General features: G+C 68.4%; 27 protein-coding genes. 10 read left to right on the plus strand and 17 right to left on the minus strand.

Going from position 1 to position 23,434, the window contains the following annotated elements; translation table 11 throughout:
- Positions 1–236 precede the first annotated feature (236 nt).
- Positions 237–686 (minus strand): MarR family winged helix-turn-helix transcriptional regulator, encoded by a 450-nt coding sequence (locus ACT7CP_RS08635; protein WP_445441909.1) that lies wholly within the window; start codon positions 684–686, stop codon positions 237–239.
- Between the two features lie 41 nt (positions 687–727).
- On the opposite strand from ACT7CP_RS08635, the gene ACT7CP_RS08640 reads away from it, so the two are divergent.
- Complete coding sequence (locus ACT7CP_RS08640) at positions 728–1,615, plus strand: NmrA family NAD(P)-binding protein (RefSeq protein WP_445441910.1); 888 nt, start codon at positions 728–730, stop codon at positions 1,613–1,615.
- A 41-nt stretch (positions 1,616–1,656) separates the two neighbouring features.
- Here the strand turns inward: ACT7CP_RS08640 and ACT7CP_RS08645 are convergent, their stop codons facing one another.
- Positions 1,657–1,977, minus strand: a complete 321-nt coding sequence (locus tag ACT7CP_RS08645; protein ID WP_413962912.1) for a winged helix-turn-helix transcriptional regulator — start codon at positions 1,975–1,977, stop codon at positions 1,657–1,659.
- 125 nt (positions 1,978–2,102) lie between these two features.
- On the opposite strand from ACT7CP_RS08645, the gene ACT7CP_RS08650 reads away from it, so the two are divergent.
- Both ACT7CP_RS08650 and ACT7CP_RS08655 read left to right on the plus strand, forming a co-directional pair.
- On the plus strand, positions 2,103–2,954 hold the full coding sequence (locus ACT7CP_RS08650) for an enoyl-CoA hydratase/isomerase family protein (protein WP_445441911.1): 852 nt from the start codon (positions 2,103–2,105) through the stop codon (positions 2,952–2,954).
- Between the two features lie 176 nt (positions 2,955–3,130).
- Positions 3,131–4,069: an alpha/beta hydrolase fold domain-containing protein gene (locus ACT7CP_RS08655; RefSeq protein WP_413962910.1), complete on the plus strand. Its 939-nt coding sequence runs from the start codon at positions 3,131–3,133 to the stop codon at positions 4,067–4,069.
- Between the two features lie 267 nt (positions 4,070–4,336).
- Here the strand turns inward: ACT7CP_RS08655 and ACT7CP_RS08660 are convergent, their stop codons facing one another.
- The gene (locus tag ACT7CP_RS08660; protein WP_445441912.1) at positions 4,337–4,816 is read right to left on the minus strand and encodes an anthrone oxygenase family protein; all 480 of its coding nucleotides are present in this window, start codon (positions 4,814–4,816) and stop codon (positions 4,337–4,339) included.
- Between the two features lie 12 nt (positions 4,817–4,828).
- Positions 4,829–5,689, minus strand: a complete 861-nt coding sequence (locus tag ACT7CP_RS08665) for an NmrA family NAD(P)-binding protein (protein WP_445441913.1) — start codon at positions 5,687–5,689, stop codon at positions 4,829–4,831.
- Between the two features lie 128 nt (positions 5,690–5,817).
- Between ACT7CP_RS08665 and ACT7CP_RS08670 the strand changes: the two genes are divergently transcribed.
- From ACT7CP_RS08670 to ACT7CP_RS08685, 4 genes are all read left to right on the plus strand, one after another.
- Positions 5,818–6,837 (plus strand): AraC family transcriptional regulator, encoded by a 1,020-nt coding sequence (locus ACT7CP_RS08670; RefSeq protein ID WP_445441914.1) that lies wholly within the window; start codon positions 5,818–5,820, stop codon positions 6,835–6,837.
- 102 nt (positions 6,838–6,939) lie between these two features.
- Positions 6,940–7,152 carry a hypothetical protein gene (locus ACT7CP_RS08675; protein ID WP_445441915.1) on the plus strand — a complete coding sequence of 71 codons (213 nt, stop codon included), beginning with the start codon at positions 6,940–6,942 and terminating at the stop codon, positions 7,150–7,152.
- Between the two features lie 258 nt (positions 7,153–7,410).
- Positions 7,411–7,638 carry a hypothetical protein gene (locus tag ACT7CP_RS08680; RefSeq protein ID WP_445441916.1) on the plus strand — a complete coding sequence of 76 codons (228 nt, stop codon included), beginning with the start codon at positions 7,411–7,413 and terminating at the stop codon, positions 7,636–7,638.
- Positions 7,639–8,151: 513 nt separating this feature from the next.
- A complete protein-coding gene (locus ACT7CP_RS08685) occupies positions 8,152–8,913 on the plus strand; it encodes a hypothetical protein (protein ID WP_445441917.1) in 762 nt (253 codons plus the stop codon).
- A gap of 96 nt (positions 8,914–9,009) precedes the next feature.
- Here the strand turns inward: ACT7CP_RS08685 and lepB are convergent, their stop codons facing one another.
- The 5 genes from lepB to ACT7CP_RS08710 all read right to left on the minus strand — a co-directional run bounded on the left by lepB (position 9,010) and on the right by ACT7CP_RS08710 (position 13,531).
- Entirely contained in the window at positions 9,010–9,723 is a 714-nt protein-coding gene (gene lepB, locus ACT7CP_RS08690) for a signal peptidase I (protein WP_445441918.1), read from the minus strand.
- 258 nt (positions 9,724–9,981) lie between these two features.
- Complete coding sequence (locus ACT7CP_RS08695) at positions 9,982–10,533, minus strand: hypothetical protein (protein WP_445441919.1); 552 nt, start codon at positions 10,531–10,533, stop codon at positions 9,982–9,984.
- Positions 10,534–10,736: 203 nt separating this feature from the next.
- Complete coding sequence (locus ACT7CP_RS08700) at positions 10,737–11,522, minus strand: alpha/beta fold hydrolase (RefSeq protein WP_445441920.1); 786 nt, start codon at positions 11,520–11,522, stop codon at positions 10,737–10,739.
- 188 nt (positions 11,523–11,710) lie between these two features.
- Positions 11,711–11,953, minus strand: coding sequence for a hypothetical protein (locus ACT7CP_RS08705; protein ID WP_445441921.1), 243 nt, complete (start codon positions 11,951–11,953; stop codon positions 11,711–11,713).
- A 1,026-nt stretch (positions 11,954–12,979) separates the two neighbouring features.
- Complete coding sequence (locus ACT7CP_RS08710) at positions 12,980–13,531, minus strand: GNAT family N-acetyltransferase (RefSeq protein WP_445441922.1); 552 nt, start codon at positions 13,529–13,531, stop codon at positions 12,980–12,982.
- Between the two features lie 113 nt (positions 13,532–13,644).
- Here ACT7CP_RS08710 and ACT7CP_RS08715 point away from each other — a divergent pair, with 113 nt between their 5' ends.
- Positions 13,645–14,304 (plus strand): CatA-like O-acetyltransferase, encoded by a 660-nt coding sequence (locus ACT7CP_RS08715; protein WP_445441923.1) that lies wholly within the window; start codon positions 13,645–13,647, stop codon positions 14,302–14,304.
- A 69-nt stretch (positions 14,305–14,373) separates the two neighbouring features.
- On the opposite strand, the gene ACT7CP_RS08720 is transcribed toward ACT7CP_RS08715, so the two are convergent.
- From ACT7CP_RS08720 to ACT7CP_RS08730, 3 genes are all read right to left on the minus strand, one after another.
- Positions 14,374–14,727 carry a transcriptional regulator gene (locus ACT7CP_RS08720; RefSeq protein ID WP_445441924.1) on the minus strand — a complete coding sequence of 118 codons (354 nt, stop codon included), beginning with the start codon at positions 14,725–14,727 and terminating at the stop codon, positions 14,374–14,376.
- A complete protein-coding gene (locus ACT7CP_RS08725) occupies positions 14,720–15,304 on the minus strand; it encodes a hypothetical protein (protein WP_445441925.1) in 585 nt (194 codons plus the stop codon). The genes ACT7CP_RS08720 and ACT7CP_RS08725 overlap by 8 nt, the downstream gene beginning before the upstream one ends.
- Before the next feature lie 195 nt (positions 15,305–15,499).
- A complete protein-coding gene (locus ACT7CP_RS08730) occupies positions 15,500–16,111 on the minus strand; it encodes a hypothetical protein (protein ID WP_445441926.1) in 612 nt (203 codons plus the stop codon).
- A 181-nt stretch (positions 16,112–16,292) separates the two neighbouring features.
- Here ACT7CP_RS08730 and ACT7CP_RS08735 point away from each other — a divergent pair, with 181 nt between their 5' ends.
- On the plus strand, positions 16,293–16,778 hold the full coding sequence (locus ACT7CP_RS08735) for an AAA family ATPase (protein WP_445441927.1): 486 nt from the start codon (positions 16,293–16,295) through the stop codon (positions 16,776–16,778).
- Between the two features lie 53 nt (positions 16,779–16,831).
- Positions 16,832–17,269, plus strand: a complete 438-nt coding sequence (locus ACT7CP_RS08740; RefSeq protein WP_445441928.1) for a GNAT family N-acetyltransferase — start codon at positions 16,832–16,834, stop codon at positions 17,267–17,269.
- 96 nt (positions 17,270–17,365) lie between these two features.
- Here the strand turns inward: ACT7CP_RS08740 and ACT7CP_RS08745 are convergent, their stop codons facing one another.
- The 5 genes from ACT7CP_RS08745 to ACT7CP_RS08765 form a co-directional block, all read right to left on the minus strand.
- Positions 17,366–18,178, minus strand: a complete 813-nt coding sequence (locus ACT7CP_RS08745) for a phosphotransferase (RefSeq protein WP_445441929.1) — start codon at positions 18,176–18,178, stop codon at positions 17,366–17,368.
- A 65-nt stretch (positions 18,179–18,243) separates the two neighbouring features.
- On the minus strand, positions 18,244–19,272 hold the full coding sequence (locus ACT7CP_RS08750) for a phosphotransferase family protein (protein WP_445441930.1): 1,029 nt from the start codon (positions 19,270–19,272) through the stop codon (positions 18,244–18,246).
- Between the two features lie 141 nt (positions 19,273–19,413).
- Positions 19,414–19,599 carry a hypothetical protein gene (locus tag ACT7CP_RS08755; RefSeq protein WP_053775844.1) on the minus strand — a complete coding sequence of 62 codons (186 nt, stop codon included), beginning with the start codon at positions 19,597–19,599 and terminating at the stop codon, positions 19,414–19,416.
- A 1,292-nt stretch (positions 19,600–20,891) separates the two neighbouring features.
- Positions 20,892–22,319: an MSMEG_0567/sll0787 family protein gene (locus tag ACT7CP_RS08760; protein WP_445441931.1), complete on the minus strand. Its 1,428-nt coding sequence runs from the start codon at positions 22,317–22,319 to the stop codon at positions 20,892–20,894.
- Between the two features lie 2 nt (positions 22,320–22,321).
- The gene (locus tag ACT7CP_RS08765) at positions 22,322–23,431 is read right to left on the minus strand and encodes an MSMEG_0568 family radical SAM protein (protein ID WP_445441932.1); all 1,110 of its coding nucleotides are present in this window, start codon (positions 23,429–23,431) and stop codon (positions 22,322–22,324) included.
- Positions 23,432–23,434: the final 3 nt, after the last annotated feature.

Here is a 23,434-nt window from a genome sequence, read left to right on the forward strand (position 1 = left end):
ACGACAAGATTGTCGACATCCGAGCCTGATCGGGTCAGCCGGCGGTCGTTCGGCGTCGACAGGACTGCAGCCTGTAGTAGTCACCCCGGCGTTCCACGTGCGTGGGACGTGGTGCGTGCGATGACGCGACAGGGGTCACGCCCGCGTCTCCGTGACCGACTTGGCCGTATAAGGGGACACCACTTGGGCGCGCGTTCAAGATTGGCGCGTGGACGCGGATGCGGCCCTATCGATCCTCATTGGGAACCATGCGTGCTCCTGAGCATCGGCTGCAGCAGCCCGACCAGGTTGGTGATGCGGGTGTGATCGGCGCCGAACCAGTCATTGCTCGCCGTGACCACTGGCCAAGCATCGGCGAGCAGAGCTCGCCCCGTGTCGGTCAGTCCGATGCGAGAGTGACGCCCGCGTCCTGCCTCTACCCCGCGCGCAATGAGCGAACGTCCAATGAGGCTGGCGGTCAAGGTCGTCATGCTCTGAGGCCTGACCCCGACCGCGCGGGCGAGCTCGGCCTGACTGAGCCCATCGGCCGCCGCCAACTGAGCCAGCACTCCGAACTCGACGGGGCTGAGACCAGTGGCGCGCAATTCCACCTCGAGCATCCGTGCGAGCTCACGTGCGGCACGAATGACGGTCCAGGCAGCGATCGAGTCGATGTCGTCGTGCGTGACAGGTTCCGGCGCGGTCATGAACGAAGCGTATCCATGTAGCCTTCAGTATCAGTTACGTGATGGTTGGAGAGATCGTGGATGGTGTCGTGGCGGTGACCGGCGTGACCGGCGATGTGGGAGGCAAGACGCTGGAGGCGCTGCGACGAGACGGCGTGTCCGTGCGCGCGATCGTGCGTCGGCGCGAGCAGGCCGAGGCCTTGGCTGCATCGGGCGTCGACGCCCGGGTCGCGGACCTCGGTGACCGCGCTGGGCTCGCGAGAGCTCTGGAGGGCGTGGATCAGCTGTTCCTCGTCACGGCTGCGACCCAGCAGCAGGCCGAGCACGGGACGAATGCGGTCCGAGCAGCTCAGGATGCGGGAGTGCGAGCAGTGATGCACCTCTCCGGGGGAGACACCGCTGAGAACTCACCCCTGCCTTGGGGGCGCGCCATCTGGCGCGTCAACGCCCTCGTGCGTTCCAGCGGCATGGAGTGGACGATCCTGCACGCAGCAGGATTCATGACGAACCTGGAGTCGTCGGCCCCGGTCCTCCGACGCGGACTGTTCCCCCAGACCATGGGTCGCGGCCGAATCCCGTGGATCGACACCGCCGACATCGCCCGGGTAGCCGCTCGAATGCTCCGTGAGGGCGTCCATGACGGCACCGAACCCGTGCTGACCGGGCCGGAGCTGCTTGATGGCGCGGGCGTCGCTCGCGCCTTGTCAGCCGGCCTCGGCCGGCCCGTCCGATACGTGCACCTCCCCAGCAGGATCTTCGCTGCAGTACTGCGGCTCAGCGGCATTGACGCATGGCAAGCGGAGGGGCTTCGTCAGCAGTTCGGTCGCGTCGCCCGCCGCGGTCTAGACAGGGTGGACGTCATGACCAATGACGTCGAGCGTCTCACTGGGCTGCCGCCCCGCTCCATGCGGGAATGGGCTCGTGCTCACCGGGTGACCCTGCTCGGTTGACAGCGTGCGGCGGCGCCGGCGGTCGTGCCACGAACCGAGAGCTACAGCTTCGTCGAGTCTTCGTCGTACGCCTCCCGGTGCCGTTCCACTTCGGCGAGATGATCGGCCGTCCACGCGAGGAGGGTCAGGAACGGCTTGTCGAGCGTGCGTCCGAGCGTTGTGATGCGGTACTCCACGGCGATGGGCCGTTGCTCCAACACCTGACGTTCGACGAGGCCATTGCGTTCGAGTCGACGTAGCGCCTGCGTCAAGGACTTCTGCGTGATCCCGTCGAGGTCGCGTTTGAGTTCGTTGAAGCGTCGTGGCTGCTGACACAGCAGCGTCAGTATCAGCTGCCCCCATTTGTCGAGGAGCTGATCCAAGAGCTCACGCTGCGGACCGACGATGGTGCCGGGAGCGGTCTGGACTCCAGGGGTACCAGGTTTCTTTGAAGTACCTGTCATGTACCAGGTATACCAGAGATACCACCTCTGATCAAAGGAAGACCATGACTGAGCAGTCCCTGACCACCCTCCAGCTCAAGCGCCAGGACGGCGTGCTGTGGGTCACGATCGATGTCCCGCCCATCAACCTCATGACGGCCCAGCTCCTCCTCGACTTCGACGCCGTTGCTGCGTCGGCCGAGAACGACCCCGACCTGCACGTCATCGTCCTCCAGAGCGCCAACCCGGAGTTCTTCTTGGCACACGGCGACCTGACGTTTGTCGAGAACCCCGAGACGTACGCTGCCCTACCGATCGCAGAGGACACGCTCGTCGGAACAGGCCCGATGATGCGGCTCCACGAACGCTGGCGCCGCCTTCCCCAGACCACCATCGCAAAGGTCGCAGGTCTCACCCGCGGCGGCGGTCCCGAGATGATCGCCAGCCTCGACCTCCGCTTTGCAGCGCTCGAGACCGCCGCATTCGGCCAGTTCGAGACACTGACGGGCATTGTCCCCGGCGCTGGCGCAACTGCTCACCTGCCCCGTCTCGTGGGGCGCGCTCGGGCCCTCGAGATCGTGCTCACGGGCGGCCTCATCGACGCTACGACAGCCGAGCGCTGGGGATTGGTGAACCGAGCCCTCCCCGCCGCGGAGCTCGACGCCTACGTCGACTGGGTCGCTCTGACCATCGCCAACCTGCCCGCAGGGGTCCGCGTCGCAGCGACTAAGGCGATCGACGCCGCCGACGGCCCCCTGGAGGATGCACTGCGCGCGGAGGACCGCTACCTCGGTGAAACCTTTACCCCGGCCTCCGGGGAGCTCGCGAAGGCAGCCCTTGCAGCCGGGGCGCACACGCGCGACGTCGAGCTCAACCTCGAGGAGGTCCTCCGGGCGAACCTCGCCCGGAAGTCCTGAATGCCGCTCCGCAATGCCTGGAGCGCAGAAGTCGACGCCTTCACGCTCCGACACGTCGCGGTCCATGCAACCGCTCTGGGTACCGCATGCGCCGGAACGCATGCTCTGGACCGTGTCATGACACTGATCAATCGGGCGCGCCCGGGCTGCGACCTAAATTCTGAGGAGAAGAACTGATGACCGATTATCGTCTTGACGATCAATTCGCGCAGGCGATAGCGCAACTGCCGCCAGATTTCATGAACATGCCCGAGCCGCCCGCGAACGACGTGCGGGCGCTGAGGGATGTGATTAATTACCAGTACACCGAAATGGGTAAGCTCGCGCCGCCCGTCCCGGCCGGCGTCGATCGAGAGGACGTCTCCATCCCCGTCGGCGGCGGCGTCACGCTCGAGGCCCGCTGGTACACCAAGGGGGACGCCCGTCCCGGCTCCGCCGTCGTCTACGCTCACGGCGGCGGTCAGGTGGCCGGCACTCTCGATCACTACGACCGCAGGATGCGTGTCTACGTCGCCGAGACATCCGTCCCCATCCTGTCAGTCGGCTACCGCGTCGCCCCCGAAGGGAAAGGCCAGCAGCTCAGCGAGGACGTCTTCGCCGGGGTGCTGTGGCTGATCGAGCACGCGGACCGGCTAGGGGTAGATCCCGCTCGCATCGCTGTGATGGGTGACAGCGGCGGCGGCGGGCTCGCCGCGGCGGCCGCCGTGATGGCGAGGGATCGTGGGATCAAGATCGCCCAGCAGGTCCTGATCTACGCCATGCTCGACGACAGGGTCGCTACCGCCAGCGAGGCTCTCGCGCCCTTCCTCGCATGGACCGCGACCATGAACGCGACCTCCTGGAACGCCCGTGCCGACGGTCCGGTCTCGGAGTCGACTTCTCCCGCGCGCCTCATCGATGCCCGTGGTCTGGCGCCTGCATACATCGAGGTTGGCGATCTCGATCTCATGCGGGACGAAAGCATCGCCTATGCACTGAAGTTGTCGGCCGCCGATGTCCCGCTCGAACTCCACGTTCACCCCGGGACCCCGCACGCCTTCGAGTGGCTGGATGAGAACGCAGGCGCCACTCAGCGCGCGCTGGCGGACCGCTACCGCGTCCTTCGCTCCGTTTGACGCTGACCGGGAAGGTGGCTGACGGGGAGGATTAGCCCCTCGTCGTGGAGTGCTTCACTGGTGGCCTACCTGGAATCATCGGATACCAGGTGGGCCGCCACGGCCTCCTCGACCCGGGTTGCTGCGGCTTGCTGACATACAGACAGACAGACAGCACGCCGACAGTCGCAGATTTGCGCGGCAAGTCGTCCGGATAGCGATCCCCATCCGGACACTGCCCCACGCACCGTGCAGCATCGAGGGAGACGTGCGTAGTCGGTAGGCGGTTCACGATGCGACGGCGGCCCATCCGAGGGTCAGGACGGCGGCTAGGCACGCGACCGTGCGTGCGGCGTTCGCGCGGTCCCATCGGTCGGCGAAGCTGTCGCGGGCGATGAGGGCCCGCGCGTCATCGCCCGCGTAGGACTCCTCGAGGGCGCGGTTGAGAGGGACGTTGACGGCCACGGTGATGACGAAGGCGGTCAGGGAGCACGCTGCCGCGACGATCCCGGTCACCTGGCACGTCGCTGACGACCAGGTCATGACCGCCGCCGCGACAGCGGTGACCGGCGCCCCGAAGAACAGGGTCAGGAAGACCGGGTTGACGATGACGCCGTTGATGCTGGCGAATGCCTGCACGTGGGTGCGTGCGTCGAGGCGGCGGAGGGCGGGGGAGACGGCGACCGGGAACGCCAGGTAGACGCCGGCGAGCAGACCGTTCGCGGTGATCGCGACGAGGAGGATCACGTCCGGGGCGTAGGGGCTCACCGGGTGCGTGCCTCAGCGGGCGAGCAGCTGCTCGATGGTGGCTGTGATCCCGGTGCTCACGTGCACGCGCCTGTCGCCCCGCGGCGCGAGCAGCCCGTGCGCATCCGCGTGATGCAGCTCCACGAGGCTGCGGGCGGCGTGCGGCGGGAGGCCGGCGTCCATGAGCGTGGTGAGCCATGCGGCCTCCTCGATCACCTCCACGTGCAGCTCCCCACCGAGGGCCGCGCCCAGGACGGCGGCGACCTCCCTCTCCGACCACGAGGGGCCGACGATGTCGACGGCTTCGCTGACCGCCGGCGGATCCAGCAGGCTGCGGGCGGCGATCGGACCCACGTCGGCGGCGGCCACCATCGGCACGGGAGCGTCGGCGGTGGGCGCGAGGACGGGGAACACGCCCGCGGTTGTGGCGGTGTCGATGACGTCGGCGACCTTCTCCTGGAAGTGCCCGGGTCGGAGCGCGGTGATGATGGAGCCGGTGGACCGGAGTGCCCGCTCCAACCGGTGCAGGCCCGCGATGGGACCGGTGCCCGTGGGGAGATCGGCGCCGCCGGAGGAGAGGGCGACGACGTGGGGGACGCGCTGGTCGGCGACGGCTCCCGCGATCGAGGCGATCAGCGCGTCGACGTGCGCGTCGAGGTCGTCGACGGACGGGTCGAACGGCAGCAGGACGAAGAAGCCCGCGCATCCGCGCAACGCCGAGTCGAGCGCGTCCCTGTCGACGAGGTCGACGATGTGCGCCTCGGCTCCCCGACCCCGCCAGTCCTCGGCGTCCGCTGCTCGGCGGACGAGGACCCGGATCTCGGCCCCCTGTCCCAGCAGGGCGCGCGCGGTCGCGCCTCCGACTCGTCCTGTCGCTCCGGCGATCACGTGCATGGCTCGTCCTCTCGTCGTCGAACTCCTGATCCGACGGTAGGGAGCGCGCGCGGCGGCAGGATGCTGCTCCGTCGCCTGATCTTGCTCATCCGTCCGGATCCTCTCGTGACGGGTGGGAGGATCGAGCCATGACAGTGGACCCGGACGCTGATCCGCGTCGCCGGTTGGACCGGGTGCTGCATTCCCTGCGCATGACGGGAACCTTCTACTGCCACGCCGAGCTCCGGGACCCATGGGCGCTGGAGATGCCGGCGGTCGCCGACTCCGTCAGCTTCCACGTCCTCACCAGCGGCGTGTGCTGGCTGCGTCTGCCGGGCGCGGAACCGATCGAGCTCCGCCCGGGTGACCTCGCGCTCGTGCCGCATGGGCTCGGGCATCACCTCCTCAGCGCTCCTGACGGCGGACGCGGTGCGCGGGTGGACCTGCTGCCGCAGCGGTACCTGAGCGACCGCTTCTCCGTGCTCGAGCACGGGGGAGAGGGGGCGGTGACGCAGTTGATCTGCGGGATCGTCGCGTTCGAGGGTCCCGCTGCCCGGCAGCTGATGCGCGGGCTCCCAGAGGTGCTGCGAGTGGAGGACGCTGATGCCTCGGCAGGCGCCTCCATCCACGACACCGTGCGGCTGATGGCCGACGAGCTCTCGACCGTTCAGGTCGGCGGCGACACGGTCGCGACACGACTCGCCGACGTCCTCGTGGTCCAGGCCATCCGCTCGTGGATCCGGCGCGACGAGATCGGGGCCACCGGGTGGATCCGCGCGCTTCGGGATGAGCGCATCGGCCGGGTGCTCGAGGCCGTGCACGCCCAGCCCGGCGACGCATGGGATCTCGAGCGCCTCGCGCGCACCGCCACCATGTCCCGATCCTCGTTCAGCGCGCGCTTTGCGGAGCTCGTGGGCGCGAGCCCCATGGCCTACATCGCCCGGTGGCGGATGGACGTCGCGCGCTATCGGCTGGCAACGGAGGACATCACGGCGTCACAGCTCGCCGGGGAGCTCGGCTACCGCTCCGAGGCTGCCTTCCATCGGGCCTTTACCCGCATCGTGGGAACCACGCCAGGGGGTATCCGTCGCGGCCGCGACGGTCGGACGAGGCCGGCGGCGTCCTCGCCGTCACGTGACGAGTCGTGGCGCGCATCCGAGTCTGGGTAGGGATCCTTCACCGGACTGCCTTTCGTCGCGGCCCGCTACTGCATGCGCCGGCCCTGGGCGGTACCCGCGGGCCTCGTAGAGTGAGCCCGGACGGGAGACGGCGTGACGAAGCAAGACCCTCAGATGACCGGCAAGTGGTTTGTGATCATCGGGCTGTGCTTCTGCACCATCGGCGGATTGGCCGTATTGATGGCCCAGCCCTCGGGCGAGGCGCCACTAGGAGATAGGGCGGAGAGTGCCTTCTTGCTCGGGCTTCCGGTGGGGGTGCTCATGATCCTGTGGGGTGGCGTGCAGAAGCTACGGGGCAAGTGGTGACTGCACCTAGCTAGCCGCATACTGCTTGGGCGGGTGAGGCGATGAGGCGGCTACTTGCCCGCGCATCTCTCCCGGGGCGCCCTCGCATCACCCTTCGACGGGCTTACGGGCGAGCGCCGAAGTCACCCGTCCGGTAAGGGAATCTCTGTTGAGACACGTCTCCTGGCGTCTCAGCATGCAAGAGCACGGCCGTGCCGTACGGGGGGCGGGGCGTGCCTGTCTTCGATCATCGGGTAGCCAGCATGCGAGGCTGGTGCCATGAGTAAGCCCGAGGACGCAGATGCGTCTGGATCGTTCATGCGCTCCCAGTACTTCTACTTCCTCGTCGCTGGGATCGTGGCCATCGTCTACGGCGCCATGCATCCGGACCAACAGGTCCTGGGGTTCGTCGCGGGCGGAGCCTTCGTCCTCATCGGTGGATTTCTTCTCACGCGCTCGCTTCGCCGGAAGCACTCGGGCAAGAAGGGCTCGGCCTCACGCTTCTAGCCGCTGAGCAGCATTGGGGGAGCGGTCCGGGTAGCCATTCTCTGCCGACACCTGCACAAGATGGTCCTGCCGGCGATCCAATAGCGTGTGCCCCGTGGATCCAGTCAACCCGTTCCAATCGCCGCCGCCGAAGTCTCCTGTGCATCTGATCGTCTTCGGGTCGGTCATGGCTGCCATCGGGCTCATCATCGCGATTGCTGCGGGGCCGAACGCGGTAAGCACGAGGGGAGTGCTTGGCGCCTTGGAGGTGCCCATCTGGGGCCTGGGGGCAGCCGCGGTGGCATGCGGCCTCGGCCTAGCGAGTCTGGGCGTGGCTTATCGAGCTCGCGCGAAGCGAGAGGACCGAGACTCCGGGCGCTGAGGTAGTGCGAGGGGCAGTCAGTGTCCGGGTAGGGATCCCCTGCCGGACGGCCGTCGGGACCAGGCGGGATGCGATTCCGCCCGATGAGGGGGTCGCTGCGGTGGGGAGTTCAAGTGATCCTTGTTTCACGGAGTCCCGAGGAGAGGTGCCGCGTGAGGCGCAAGCGGAGTGTGGCGGTCCTGTTGTCGGTCGTCACCGCCCTCGCGGGGGGCGTGGTCGTGGTCGGTGAGGGCCATCGCATGGGTTGGTTCGGTGTCGGCGGGTACGACTGCGACGGTCGCGCCGTGTCGCAGGCCGCCTACGACGAGCGACGGCCGGCCAGCGATCTGGACGAGGGCACGAGGGCCGGATTCCTCGAGGTGATGCAGAGGGACCACGACGTGGCTGATCTGTCGGCGAAGGGCGGCTGGTTCGTCGTCGCGGAGGCCCCGGCGCGCGTGATGATCATGCGTGAGCTCGACGACCCGCACGAGTTGGAGAACGGGGAGATCGTTCCGGACCACGAGGTGCTGGGCATCGTGCGCGCAGCGTCATCCACCTCCGGGTGGGATCGCGAGACCAGCTCGCCATGCCCGCTTCGCCGTGACCTCGGTCGCTTCAGTGCTCCGACCGTGACCTTCGACTCCGTGCCGGATCCGGATTCGATGGTGTTGGAGCTGCAGGTCTGGGAACACGCTTGCAACAGTGGCGAGGACGCCGCGGGCCGCGTCGAGATCGTCGCCCTGCGGGAGTTCGAGGACAGGGTGGAGGTCGGCATCGGGGTGCGACCGGATTCCGGGCGTGGGTTCGTCACGTGCCAGAGCAATCCGGCGACACCGTTCGCGGTGGCTCTCGAGGCGCCGCTCGGCACGCGGCGGATCATCGACGTGGGGCTTGCGAAGCCGCGACCGTTCGAGATCCGCCCTATCGGCTGAGTAAGCGGGCGACCGGGCGGGCTCGTCGGTGTCCGGAAAAGGATCCCCTGCCGGACGCGATGCGGGCGACCGCGAGAGGCGCATCAATGGGGGTCGCTACTTGCCGTCGGATCCCTCGAACTCGCTCGAGTAGTTGTCGACCCAGGTCCATCGGGCGAGGGGCCAGGTGATGAGGATGGCTCGGCCGACGACGTTGGAGTAGGCGACGAAGCCGCGGCTTGGTGTGTCGGTGTGTGCGCGGGAGTCGGCGGAGTTGCCGCGGTTGTCGCCCATGACCCAGAGCGAGTTGTCCGGGACCGTGACGGTGAAGGGGAGGTCGGATGCGGGGCCGCCGGGTGCGAGGTGCGTGTAGGGCTCAGCGATCGGGGTGTCGTTCACGGTGAGCTGGCCGACCTCGTTGCAGCAGGCGACGGTGTCGCCGGGGAGGCCGATGACTCGTTTGATGAGGTGGTCGCCGTCGTCGGTTGGGGCGAGGCCGGTGGCGGTGAGGAGCCAGGAGACGGGGTTGGTGGTGGGGGATGCCGGGGTGAGCCAGTTGCCGGGGTCGTGGAAGACGACGACGTCGCCGTGTTGGAGGGGAACGAGGTCGGGGACGAGCTCGTTGACGAGGATGCGGTCGTTGATCTGGAGCGTGTTCTCCATGGATCCCGAGGGGATGAAGAAGGACCGCACGAGGAAGGTCTTGATCAGCACCGATGCGAGCAGCGCGACGATCATGATCACGATGACGTCCCGGAGGAATGGCTTCCACCCGCGGTGGCGTCGCGCGCTTCCGGTGTTGAGGTCGTCGGTCGCGGGCTGGTCGGTCACATCCGCACGATACGGGCAGTGTCTGCGCTGACGTACCCCCACTCCGTGCCGGCGGACGGCCGCGCCCGTGGTGGTCCGGAAAGGGATCCCCTACTGGACGCCTCTTGCGTCGAGCCCCGACGGTGGTGGTTGCACAGTACGGCCAGGTGCTGGCCCACCCGTCCGGTCTGATCGGTGTTCTCCGGCGCCAAGCTCATTACGTCGCGGGCTCTGGGGCCGGCGATGCTCCGGGCGGCGCGGCGCGGCTGACGGGTCGCGTCAGCCGCCGTCGGTGGCCGCGCGCTCGGCCGCGGCCAGCTCGCGGCGTACCGCGTCCTCGTACGCGCCGCGTTCGAAGGTGATCTCCACGTTCGGCATTGCGGCTTCGGGGCGCCAGGGCTCGAGGTCCTCGGGCCGGGCCCGCCCGAGGAGGCGGCGGAGCCTGCTCCCGATGCCAGAGGGCAAAGCCTCCGTCATGCCGGGCGGGAACTCAAATCTGACGTCCGTCCAGAGCACGCGCTCGTCCGTCATCTCAATACGGGCGCCGACGTAGCCGCACCAGGGATCCCCGCAGGCGCTACAGCAGAGGATTGCGACGCGGCCGGGGGCCATGTCCTCGACGAGGGACGGGCCCTCGCCTATGAGCGAGCGTAGGTACCCCGGCCGGTCCCATGAGGGCGGGCTCTGGATCCCGGTCGGCGTGAGCTCGTCCCCTGGGCCTAGGACGGCCTCCTCGACGCCGACCCCGTCGAGCGTCACGTCACGAAGGACGTCACCCTCCCGATCTGGGTCGTCGACGGTGGCGAAGCCGAGGCGGGTCAGGGCGGTCACGGCATCATCGTGCCAGCACGGACGGGCGTCGTGTGGGGCCGCGGCCGTGGATTGGCCTGTGACGCCGTCCAGTAGTGCGGCGGGAGGAGCGGTGGATTCGTTGGACGCGGGCGTCCTCGCCGACACGTGATGAGTCGTGGCACGCATACGTGTCCGGCCAGGGATCCCTCCCCGGACGCATCTGAAAGAGGGGTACGCAGCCGTCAGCAGCCGCGGCGGACTCTAGCTAGCCAGTCCTCGATCAGGATGGAGCACAGAGCGGACCGCTCGAAGAGCAGGTTGTGGCCGGCGCCGTCGAGCACGGCGAACGACGCACGGGGGTAGTGCTCGACCCTATCCCAGGCGTCGGCGTACCCGACGACATCGTCCTGGCGACCGGTGATGTGCAGGGTGGGCTGGGTGAAGGGCTCCGGGTGACGCTCCTCGGGCTCGCCTTCGAGCGAGTAGCTCCCGGCTATCCGCTCCAGCGCGGCGTCGTCTGCACCCACTACGCCAGGCAGAACGTGCTGCAAGAACGCTCGCGCGTCGTAGACGGACTCGACCACCGCGTCCTCGCGGTACTGCTCGAGCGCGGATCCGAGGATCGACACGACCCCGGGCTCGTGATGGAGGACCGTGCGGGGCGGCACGGTTCGCTCCGCATGAGGCGCCACGAAGACGCCGGCGACGGTGGCGAGGCCCAGCGCTCGCGACCGTGACTCGTGCGCCACGTGTCGGGCGATCATCCCGCCGAACGAGTTGCCTACGATGGCGAACGACTCGTCGCCGACGCGCGCTGAGACCTCCTCGATCACGGCGTCGGCGATCTCTTGCGAACTGGTGATATCACCCGCGGGAGACTGGGTCGCCGCGGGGAGGTCGAGGTAGATGCGACGCCATCCCGACGACCGCTCGAAGGTCGGCTCCAACGGCAGCAGCGATCGGTGATCCAAGCCGAAGCCATGCAGCAGCACCACCGGCGTGCCAGAACCTACCTCGTATGCAAACACGCAGTGAGGCTACCGGCGCGACGCCCACCGCCGGCGCCGCAGGGGAGCGCATCAAGCCGTCCCAACAGCCGACCGCTCTCCGGACGATCATGGTGTCCGGTCGGGGATCCCCTGCCGGACACGTTCTGACGTTCGCTACGTCCGTGAGCTCGGCTTGAAGTTCGGCTCGCGCTGACGGGGCTCGTGTGTCAGTGCAGAGGGGTGCCTTCGCGTACGCGACGGGCTCGTTCGCGGCGGGACTCGAGGATGAAGGCGGCGATGAACACCACGAGCACGACGGCCCAGGTGGCCCACAGGGCGGTTGTCTGCTCGCGGAGAGCTGTCACCAGGAGGAGTCCTTGGGTGCCGAAGGCCAGGGTGGCGCTACTTCCGATGCGCAGCCCCCTGCGAGTACGACGCTTGCCTTCGGGTGTTCCGGGGTCGACAGTCATGTCTTGATCCTGTCGCATGCGGCGATAGGGCCCGGCTAGAGAAACGAGCGCAGCCGGGTGTCTGGGTAGAGGCTCTCTGTCGGACAGCGCCTCGCACACCTCAGCCAGTACGCGTGAATGACTGTCCGTCGCTCCGGGGGCAGCTTCGCCGGAGTCTTCGGGTCGAGTCCCTAGGAGGGCGGGCGGGCGAGGCGTCGGTGTGACGGGTCTCTATATGAGTGAGCTGGCGCGGTAAGACGTCTTAGTCTTCCCATATGACGACTCACAGAGTTCCATTTGCGCGGCGCCGAACGCCACTCCTTTGGGTGCTTGCCGTGGTCGTGGTCTTCGTAGTCATCACGCTCGCCGCCGCATCGTTCACTACGTACCTCAATGAGGCCGCTCTAGCGAGTCGTCCGGAGGTTGAGAACTGGGCCAACCCCCGTGATGGGACGCTCGCCCTAGGTCTCGCGTACGGCGCCGCAGGAGCCGCGCTTACCGGCATCGCTGCTGGGGCTTGGGCGCTTCGGCGGGAGCGCCGCACGCGCTGATCCCATGTCCGGGTAGGGATCCCCCATCGGACACGTCACTAGCTTCCGCCGGTACCGCTCCTGTGCTGCCCGCCGGGGCGGGTGAAGACCAGAAGGGTCTACTGGCTCTGGCGATTCCCCGCGGGAGGCTCGTCGAGTTCCGGTGGGGTTTCCGCCTCATCCCAGCCGTCGAATCCGCGATCGAAGGCACGATCACCGCGCAGTATCAGCCCCATGCCAGCCCCCAACAGCAGGACGGGAGCGCAGACCGTGACGTAGTGCCGAATCGAGTCGTCGAGCACCGCGCCGAGTAGGAAGGGGAGCGTAAGAGCCGAGAGTACGGCCAGGACTACGAGGACCTGCCCAATCCGGCGGCGGCGTATGGCGGCTTGGCTTTGCATGGCACCCAGTCTGTTCCCCGCCTTTTGCCGCGATCGGCGTCTCGGAGAAGGATCGACTATCGGACGCGCGGGTCACTCCATCGCCCTTGGGGGCGCCGACGGATCCCCGGCGTTGCTCACCACGGGGTGCCGCGGAGGTCGATGACCCCTGTGGGCCAGTCGGAGACGGTTCGGAGCACGGGGAGGATCAGGATCGGGTCGTCGGTCGTCACGACGATGGTCCCGTCTCGTCGTGAGAGGGAGTGCTCGGTGACCGCCACACGGTGCCATCCGTTGGAGGCGTAGAACGGCACCACCTCCCGCCGGCAGCCCAGGTACCCGTACTCGATGCTGGCCATCGAGTGCATCGCGCGTGCGAGCTGCGCCATGAGGCGTCGGCCCAACCCGCTTCCGCGGGCGTGCTCGCTGACGAGCACGCCTCCTGTTCCGCCCACGACGACGTCTTGGTCTCCCACGGTGATGACGCGTCGCTGGAATCCCGCGTGCGCGACCAGCTTGAGATCATGCGTGACGAGCACGTGCGTGTCTGCGGGGGAGTAGTCGTAGGGAGCGTCAGGGGTCCAGGGCCCGTGGTCGTTGAGGTACTCGCGGTCGAAGAGCGCTCGGAGCTGATCGAGGTGCGTGGGGCTCAGGTCCTCATGCCGTACGACTTCGATGCGTTCGTCCACGATCCGAATCTAGGGCGCAGGTCGACGGCTGGCGGGCGTCCGGGTCAACCGTCCGCGTGGGGATCGTTGACTGAGACGGGCTGCGATCGGCGCGCTGCACCTACGGTTGCAGGGTGAACAGTGCAGGACTGACCAAGGTCGACATGCATCGCTGGCCCCGTCGAGAGCACTTCGAACACTTCTCCCAGAAAAGCCCTTGCCTCTGGTCGCTCACTGCGCACGTCGACGTCTCGGAGCTGGCCGCTCGCCTCCGCTCCTCCAACCGGAAGACCTTCATCGCGCAGCTCTGGATGCTCGCGACGGCCGTCAACCGTCACGACGAGTTCCGGATGGTGATCGACGATTCAGGGGACCTCGCCGTCTGGGATGTCATCCACCCGTTCTTCACGGTCTTCAACCCGACCACGGAGACGTTCTCCACGGTCTGGGCTGAGTACCACCACGACTTTGCTGTTTTCCACGACACCGTGCTGCCGCTTCTGAGTGAGTACCGGAACTCGACCTCGTACGTCCCGCAACACGACGTCCCTGACAACACGTTCGACGTGTCGAGCTTGCCCTGGACCTCATTCACCAGCATGGAGCTACAACTCAAGGACGCATGGACCTACCTGTCACCGATCTTCACCATCGGCCGGTACGAACAGCGCGACGGCCAGACGCTCATGCCGCTGGCTGTTCAGGGCAACCACGCGACCGTCGACGGCTTCCACGTCTCCCGACTCATCACCGAGGTGACCAGTCTCGCCGCTGCCCCGAGCTGGCTGGACTAGGCGGCCGGCCGCCTACCCCTCTCTCAGATGCGTCCGGTTAGGGATCCCCTAGTGGGACGCGGCAGTGGCTCAATCGGTGCACTGTCCGCCGTGGTCGAGGCGGGCGACGATGGCGCGGAGAGCGTCGGCTTCGATGCGGAGGGCATCTGCCCCGCGGCGGGTGAGGGTGACCCACGCCTTGCTGCGCCGGCCGTCGTAGCCGCGTCGCGTGCTGACGTAGCCGGCGTCGGACAGCACCTCGAGGTGGCGGCCGAGGTTGCCGTCGGTCAGGTCCAGGGTCTGCTTGAGGAACCGGAAGTCGGCCTCGCCGGCCTCGAGGAGCACGGTCAGGATCGCGAGGCGGGTGCGCTGGTGCACGGCGTCGTCGAGCGACCGGAAGTCAGCCGAGCGATCCAGCTCCCCTCCAGGGGACGAGTCAGGCACGCGGCATCCGGGTGATGCGGTTCTCCTCGCGCCAGGCGAGGACCCCCATGCCGACGACCGCAAGTCCGAGGAGCATGAGCACGATGTCGTCGGCCGAGGGTCGGATGAGCGGGTCGCCGGTGATGAACCGCCCGTAGGGGGCGACCATGTTCTCCAGTAGGAAGAAGCTGAGGGGGATCGAGAGGACGGCGACGAGGGCCCCGGTGATCCATTGGCAGCGGTCCTCGAGCCTCCAGCCGATAGCGAACAGCAGCGCTCCGAGCAGGAACGCCGGCCCTAGCAGCAGCGGCACCAGCGGGAAGATCGCGACGATGCAGGCGATGAGCGCGACGAGGCCGATGCGCTCGCGTCCCATGCCGATGCCCTTGCGGACCGAGATGATCCGCAGTGAGAGCCAGAGGGCGATGGCCGCGAGGATCAGGGCCACGGATCCGGACACGCGACCGCCGATCGGCAGCGGACTGCTGGTGAGGATCGAAGTGAGGACGACGGCTGCGCCGATGACGAGGAGGGGGATCGAGGACACGCGCCGGAGTGCGTGCACGCGTTGGTGGAGGTGGGTCGTCGTGTCAGTCATGGGGCTCCTTCGCCGTCTGCTCTGTATCGCAGAGCTTGGCACTCTGCCATGCAGAGCGCAACGGTCGCATCATGGAGCAGGGCGCCAGTGATCGACCGTCCGGGTAGGGATCCCTACCCGGACACCGCCGCGATGGCCTTGATCACGGCGCTGGTCAACTCCCCGCCGCGCCGCAGCCACTGCGTGAGAGCGTCATCAGCTGTCCCAGACTCCGACTACTCCCGCTCGCCAGTCCTCCGCGGCGATGTCGATGATGATCGAGCCCTCCGCTATGCCGAGCGCATCGCTGCTGAAGTGCAGGGTCAACGGGCCGTCTTCTGGTAGCGGCCAGAGCCAGGCGGAGATTCGTTGCGTCCACTGATGCGTGTCTCCGCTTCCGCCACCCCCCGCCAGCGACAGCCGCGGGCCCGCCGGCGGCTGATCGTTGTCGATGGTTGAGAAGCGCCAGTCTGCTGCGTCAGTGGTGGCGCTGCTGGTGCCATCAGGGAGGGTGACGCCCAACCGGAACTGACGGTCTGCCCCATGCCGGTGCCCTCGGGGAATCAGGAAGCCGTCGACGAGGTCTGCGCGTGCGTCGTCTAAGTCGGCTTCACGACGCACGTCGAGCTGTAGCTCGAAGTGGACGCCCTCTCGGTAGACGTCGAGGCGCCGAAGATGCAGAGCGGCGCCTGGTACACGAGCCAAGCAACGGACCACTGCGACGGCGAAAGGGATCTCATCACGAGGCGCCTGCAACCAACGGGGGATCTCACGCCGCTCCGGCTCGGGCTGGATGGGCTCTGGCGGAAGCTGCGAGAAAAAGGACATGTCCTCAGTGGAGGGCAACCAGGTGGAGGTGTCAACAGGCACCCGGCCAGGACCGGAGGTACTGACCCGTCAAACCACGGACATTGATTACCAAGGGTGTCCGGTAGGAGATCCCCTGCCGGACGCTCAATCAGATACCGCGCCGGCCGTTCCGGGCTCCAGGGGTAGATAGCGTGACTTCATGGCGCGACTCTTGATCACCGGTATGTCCGGAGCGGGCAAGACGACCCTGCTCCTTGAACTCGCACGCCGCGGCCACCTCACGGTTGACACTGACTACGGCGGGTGGGCCGACCACGACGGCGGGCCGTGGAACGTGGCGCGAATGACCGACCTGCTGGCAGCTCGCCGTGACGTGGTGGTTGCCGGCACCGTCGAAAATCAGGTCGAGTTCTACGACCGCTTCGACTACGTGATCCTCTTGAGCGCACCACTTGACGTGCTGTTCGACCGAGTCACGCATCGGACGAACAACCCGTACGGGAACTCGCCGGAGGAACGCGACGCGATCCGGCGCGACACTGCAGAGGTGGAACCCCTGCTGCGCCGCGGAGCTCACCTGGAACTCGACGGGCGACGCCCCGTGAGTGAGCTCGCTGATGCCATCGAGTCGCTGAGCGCCGCCGCTCCGGAGAAGAAAGGCATTCCGCAGCGCGGGGTCCGCTAGAGCATCCCTTGTCGAGACGTACTCGTGTGGCATGGCGGCGCTAGGTTCTGGGCATGCCCTCTTCCCCCGTGCTGCGCGATCTGGAGCGAGGTGACCCGCAGTGGGCGACTGCGCTCCCTGTTCTTCGCGAACTCCGTCCGCATCTCACCGACGAGCTGCTCGACCACGTTCTCAGGAACGGGGCGTCGCAGGGCCTCCGCTTCACGGCGCTGTTCGAGGACGATCGCTGCGTCGCGGTCGCGGGTTGGCGAGTCGTGGTCAACACGAGCGCCATCCGGAAGCTCTACATCGATGACCTCGCCACGGACGCGGCCGCGCGTTCCCGTGGCCACGGCGCGGCGCTCCTGGACGCTCTTGCGGCTCGCGGGCGGGAGCTGGGCTGCCGGTCGATCGAGCTCGACTCCGGCGTGCAACGCCACGACGCCCACCGGTTCTACCTCCGAGAGCGGATGGACATCACGGCTCACCACTTCGCACGAGCGCTCAGCTGACGCCACGAAGGCAGAAGGCCGACAGTCGGTGTGATGACGGCCGCTCGTGGGGTGGCCTGCGCGGAACAGGTGCGTCCGGCTGGGCATGCATGCGGTTCAGCCGCGAACCGCGGCCGTGAGGGCGTCATTGTTCTCCGCCAGCCACGCCTGACGGCGGAGGATCACGTCGCCTATGCCGTCATCCCAGATCCGTCGCCAGCCACCGCCCAGCGTGTCCGCGCGGTGCTTCATGGCGTGCCATGAGAGGTCCGCGATCTCCCGGGAGACGGGGACGAGTCGGCGCCGCCCGTCGTCGTCCAACCCGTACGCGTCGACCAAGAGTGCGCCGCGCGCGAAGGGATCGACGCCGTTGACTGCCTCCTGCCGATCGTCCTCGTGCATCCAAGGCCCCCACCACAGCAGGAGGTTCGCCACCTCCTCCACGCGTGCAGATGGGCGGGCGAGGTCGAAGTCGATGAGCGCGGCCGCCTCCTCGTCGTGGAACACGACGTTCTCCGGTGTGATGTCCCGGTGTCCGAGGAGGGTGGCGGGACCTGCGGAGGGCAGGGCTGGGGGATCGGACGCGGTGACGGCCCACGCGGGCAGCCCCACCTGCTCTGCGGCGTCGTCGTAGCGCCGCAGCAGACGAGCCACGCTTGCAGCGCGGCGGTCGTCGCCCACCCATGCGGGCCAGGGGCGGCCGGCGACCTCGCCGGTGACGAAGGTCAGGACCTGGCGTCCGTCGCCGTCGGTGCCCAGGTACCGCGGTGCGTGGTCGAAGCCTCGACGCTCGAGCTCCTGCAGGAGCTGATGCACTCGGGCTGATGACGTGCTGACCGGTCGCCGCACCGTCGAGCCCTTCCGTACCAGCCCCTCCGTCACGTCGCCGCCGACGAGGGGGATCTCGGGATCTTCGGGCAGCGGCTCCACGTACGTCATCCGCCCACGATGGCATGCGGTCGCGGACGACCACATCGTGTCCGGGTAGGGATCCCCTACCGGATGAGGCCATCGGCGGCGCCGCTGCCCGCTAGGAGCCCATCGAGGTGGCTGCGCCCGAGCAGCAAGCCAGCGAGACGGGTTCGAGCCAGAGAGCGCACATCAGCATCGGGATGATGCGCGTAGATCGCGAGCTCCACATGCAGGTCGTAGAAGTCCAGCCGATCACGCAGCCGCTCACGCCCGAACAGCTCCGGGTACACGCCGCCCAGCCAGCCGGGCAGTTCCGCGAGGGACCCCTCGTCCAGTCCTCGCTTGTCGGGCGTGGGCGGGAACTCCGCGGGCCTCGCGCACCAGCGGAGGATCGTGTCGAGCTCTACGTCGGCGGGCTGGGCGACCGCCTCGGCGAAGTCGATGAGGCCCGTGACGCGTCCCTGCTCCACCATGACGTTCGACCCGTGCAGATCGCCGTGCACGAGGACGAGCGCATCCGCGCCGAATAGCGGCAAGCGCTCTAGGATCCATGCGGCGACGTCATCGAGCAGGCCCGCGTCGTGTCCCGGCGACCGTCGGGCCGCATCGACCTGATCCAACGTGATCTGCACGACCGGCGGGTGGTACGCCGGCCATCGACCACCGGCGAGAGCATCGACGAGCCACGGCGGCCGAAGGTCGGCCGGCACCGGAACACGATGGAGCGCGCGGAGCGCGCCTCCGAGACTCTCCACGATCGACCGACGCTCACCCGCGGCGGCGTCCGTCCATGCGTTGTGGAGCGTCCGCCCGGGCAGGCGCTCGGAGACGTACCACTCCCCGTCAGGACCAGCACCGTGGGCGAGATGCCGGGCATGCGGCACACCGCTGCCGTCGAGCAGGGCGACGACTGCGGCCTCGTGTCCGTAGGCGTCGCGGGCCTGCCCGTTGCTGAGGCGGATGACATGCTCCTCACCGACCCACGCCCGGCTCGCCCATCCACCCTTCGAGACGAAGCGCCCGGACGCGGACAGCCCTGCTGCGGCCAGTGTCCTGCGCAGAATCGGCTCATAAGCCGGGTCGTCGGTGAGCAGTGCCGATCGGGTGTCCACGTTCGGAGCCTCGCACACGACCGACTCCACCGTCCGCCCGAGGCTGCGACTTCGTGTCCGGTAGGGGATCCCCTGTTGAGACGGGTGAAGGCAGAGCTCTCCTTAAGCGAAGAGGGTGCGCTTTTTCGAGTTCCGCGAGGCCTAGGGCTTGCGGTTCCAGAACTTGGTGGCCTTCCCAATGCGGTCCATCGTCTTGTCGCTCCTACGGAGCGCAGCGATGTAGACGAGCGGTGCGAAGACGAGAATCGCGACCGTCTTCGGCTGAGGCGCGAGCGTCGACACCAGGAAGTTCACCTCCTCCAGGATCTCGGGAAGCAGGATCGTCATGACGAGCCTCTCCGCAGGGGACGCGCGAGCGCGTCCTGGTGACACCGCGCCGGACAGCGGGGTGAGTTTGAGGGGCACCGGCGACAGGGTCGCGAGAGGTGCGGGAAGGGAGCGCGCCAGGGGCGCTCGAGCTGTTCGTCGTCCATGCGCGTGATACGCCCGTGAGGCGCCGTATGGACGATCGGGTGCCGGCGCGCGTTTAGGAGACGTGCGGGCATGAAAAAAGCCAGCCCGTGGGCTGGCTAGTGCGGTGAGAGGGTCCCTACCCGTGCGGCCGAAACCGGCCATACGGAGACCCAGATTGTATCCAGTCACTATGTCCCAGTGCACAAGAGCGTCTTTGCCCCATGCGTCCAGGTAAAGACCTCGAGGGTGACGCCGCACACGAAGAAGGCCAGCACGAGGCTGGCCTGAATGGCGGACATAGATGTCCACCGACATGCTCATCCTACGACTTTTCGACCGGAGACACGAGGACGCAGACGTGCCGTGCACTCATAACCGTAGGGGAGGAAGCCACGTCACGGCGGCCGGCGTGAGTCCGACATCTTTAACCTAAGGGGTGAAGCCGTCGAAGCTGCTTCGTCGCGACCTTGCTCACCTTCAAGTAGTGGGGGGACATCGTGGCCGTGTCAACTGCGACGTGCGCCGGCGCCGGGGTCGTGCCTACCGCACGGGTCCGCCCTGTGGCCTAGACGACCTTGCGGATCCACTCCCAGGTCTCCTTGTCTAGCCACCCTTGCCGCGCCTTACCGTCGATTTCGACACAGAAGAGTTCGTCGTTGGCGTCGAGGATCGGCTTTAACGCGTCAGAGACGCCCTGCGCCGTCAGATAGGGGCCTGAGGCGATCCAGGTGGACTTGAGGATGTTGGCTCAGGTGCCGTAGGACTTGATCTTCTCAATGAGCTTGTCGTATGTCTGGCCCGGCGAATTGAGGTCGTACGAGACGAGGACGGCGGTCATGGGTCAGAGGCTATTGGTGCTAGCTCTCCATGGCCGCCCCCAGGCCGGGGGTCGCAGACGCCGACACGCTGTGCGTGTCGCCCTCTTAAGGCGGCCGGTAGCGAACGCTTGAGGCTCGTGGCTCAGAAGGGCACGCCCCGGCGCCCGCGTGACTCCATATGACATAATGTGCATTATCGGTGCATGGATCAGACGCGCGGAGGCGGCGCACTGGCGTCCGGCTCGCGCCCTCCATCTGCGGCTCGACCGGCGCTCGGGCATCAGGGACTCGGTCGCGCGGCCCGTGCATGCGACGACCTGACAGTCGAGCATCGAGCCGGTCGTCGCCTCACGCCGGCCCGAGGCCGGTGACGCCGTCGGCGACGGCGCACGTCGTCTCCCCGTCGGGCCAGCGCAACGTCACGCCCCGCTCCGTCGTCAGGCGGCCCACCTCGGCCGTCACCGCGTGCGGCGACGACATGCGCGACTCCCCCGGCCGGTCGGCGGTCAGCATGCCGAACCCCGGGAAGCACCCCAGCCACTCGCCCATCGCGACGGCGTCGGGACCCGTCGCCGACGGCATCGGGACGTCGGCGACGTCGACGACGGCGCCGAGACCGCTCGCCTCCGCAAGCATCCCGAGCGTGCCCACGACGCCGGCCATGCTCACGTCCTTCGCGGCGGCCGGTCGAGCTCGGCCGACCATGGCGGCGAGATCGCGCAGCTCCTCCGGGCGACGGCCCTCGGTCGAGTTCCACTGCGCGCCGTGGTGGCCGTCCTTCCACGACCCGGTGACGTCGACCGTGAGGCTCACCGCGTCGCCGTAGCGCCCGCCGCCTCCCGGGACCGGGTGGTCCGTCCGCCCGAGCGCCGTCACGGACAGCGCGGCGGGGACGCCGATCTGGGTGTGGCCGCCGAGCAGCGGGACGCCCCACGCAGCGGCACCGCGGCGGATGCCGACCATGACGCGGCGCACGAACTCCGCGTCCCGTCCCGCCACCGCGTCGAGCAGTCCGACGGGGGTCGCGCCCATCGCGCTGAGGTCGTTCACGTTGACGAGGACGCTGCACCAGCCGGCCCACTCCGGATCCCGCTCGACCATCGACGGGAGGATCGCGTCGCATGCCGCGATGACGTCCGTGCCCGGCACCGGGGCGCCGTCGTCCCCGATCCACCCCGCTCCCCCGAGGCTCGCCGACGACGCAGGGGCGCCCGCGGAGCGCGGCTCGAGCAGGGCCTGCAGGTGGGACTTCGTGGCGTCGACGAGGCGCTGGTACCGGTCGATGGGCCAGCGCATGCGCAGGTGCGGGACGCCGCCGATCGTGCAGGTGCCGGTGGTCGACCAGCCGAGGCGCCGGAAGAGGATCGAGCTCCGCGTCTGCACGGTGGCGTCGAAGCGGATCGCCCCCTTCTGCTCCGCGAGGGCGCAGGCGGCGCGCACGAGCGCCGAGCCGACGCCCAGGGCACCGCGCGCGGCGGGATCGACGACGAGCCGCGACCCCGTCCACCATCCGATGTCGCGCGCACCGACCGGGGCGATCCTCACGCCGCCGATGACGGCCGTGCCCGCCCGGGCGACCAGGACGACGGCCCGCGGATCGTCGTCGATGTCGTCCCGGTCGCTCCCCGCGAAGATCCCCTGCTCCTCCACGAAGGCGGCGCGACGGAGGCGGTGGTACGCCTCGACGTCGGCGCCGTCCGCCACGGACACCAGGAACTCCGGCGGACGGACGACGACGCGCGGCCCCATGAGCGCGGGCACGTCGAGCAGCGCCACGCTCAGCCTCCCGCGGTCTGCAGCGCGGAGCACGCACCGCACGCGGCGCACCCCGCCTTCTGGTCCGCCCCGCGCATGCCTGCCGCCTGCAGCGCGCGCGACACCCGGAACGTGACGTCGCGCAGCACCCCGCCGTCGGGCGCCGTCACGCCGTCGACGTCGGTCGCGAGCGTCCCCCGCAGCGGACGGAACGGGACGATGAACGGGTAGACGCCCATGTCGATGAGCTCCTGCGCACCGGCGACCATCTCGTCCGGGTCCTCCCCCAGGCCGACGAGGAGGTAGGTCGACACCTGGTTGCGCCCGAACACCCGCACGGCCTCACGCCAGGCCGCCCGGTACTCGTCCATGGACACCCGCGACTTCCCCCGCATCCACCGACGACGCACGTCGTCGTCCATCGACTCGACGTGGATGCCGATCGACCGCGCGCCCGCTTCGTACAGGTCGGTGATGGTCGACAGCTGGGCCGGCGGCTCGCACTGCACCTGGATCATGAGGTCCGGCACGGCCTCCTTGATCGCCCGCACGCAGCGCGCCATGTGCGTCGCGCCCCGGTCGCGGCCGTTGCTCGTGCCCGTCGTCATGACCATCTGCTCGACGCCGTCCAACCGCCACGCCGCCTCCGCCACCTCGGCCAGCATCGCCGGCGTCTTCACGGCGATCGTGCTCCCGGACGCCAGGCTCTCCTCGATGGAGCAGAACCGGCACCGCTCGGACTCCGCGTAGCGGACGCAGGTCTGCACCACCGTGGTGGCCAGCACCTTGGCGCCGTGCAGGCGCGCGATCTTCTCGTAGGAGATCCCCTCGGCGGTCTCGAGGTCGTAGAACCGCGGCCGGTCCACCGCGCTCACCTCGTAGCCCGTGTCCTCGCCGTCCAGCAGCAGGCGACCGTCGTCCACGAGGTAGGGGCTGTCCGGGTTGGCCGGGATGGCGGACTGCAGGCCCGCGAACATCACGTGGCCGTCGTCGCTCGGCCCCGCGCCGCCCTCGCGGTGCACGGGTGCGGCGACGCGGATCCCGCGGATGGCGACGTCGACGCGCGTGGTGAGCGCGTCCGCGTCCGTCGGCCGACTGCGCGTCGGGGTGACGGTCCCTCTCGTGATGGTCATGCG

The sequence above is a fragment of the Clavibacter rahimiani genome, assembly GCF_052654495.1.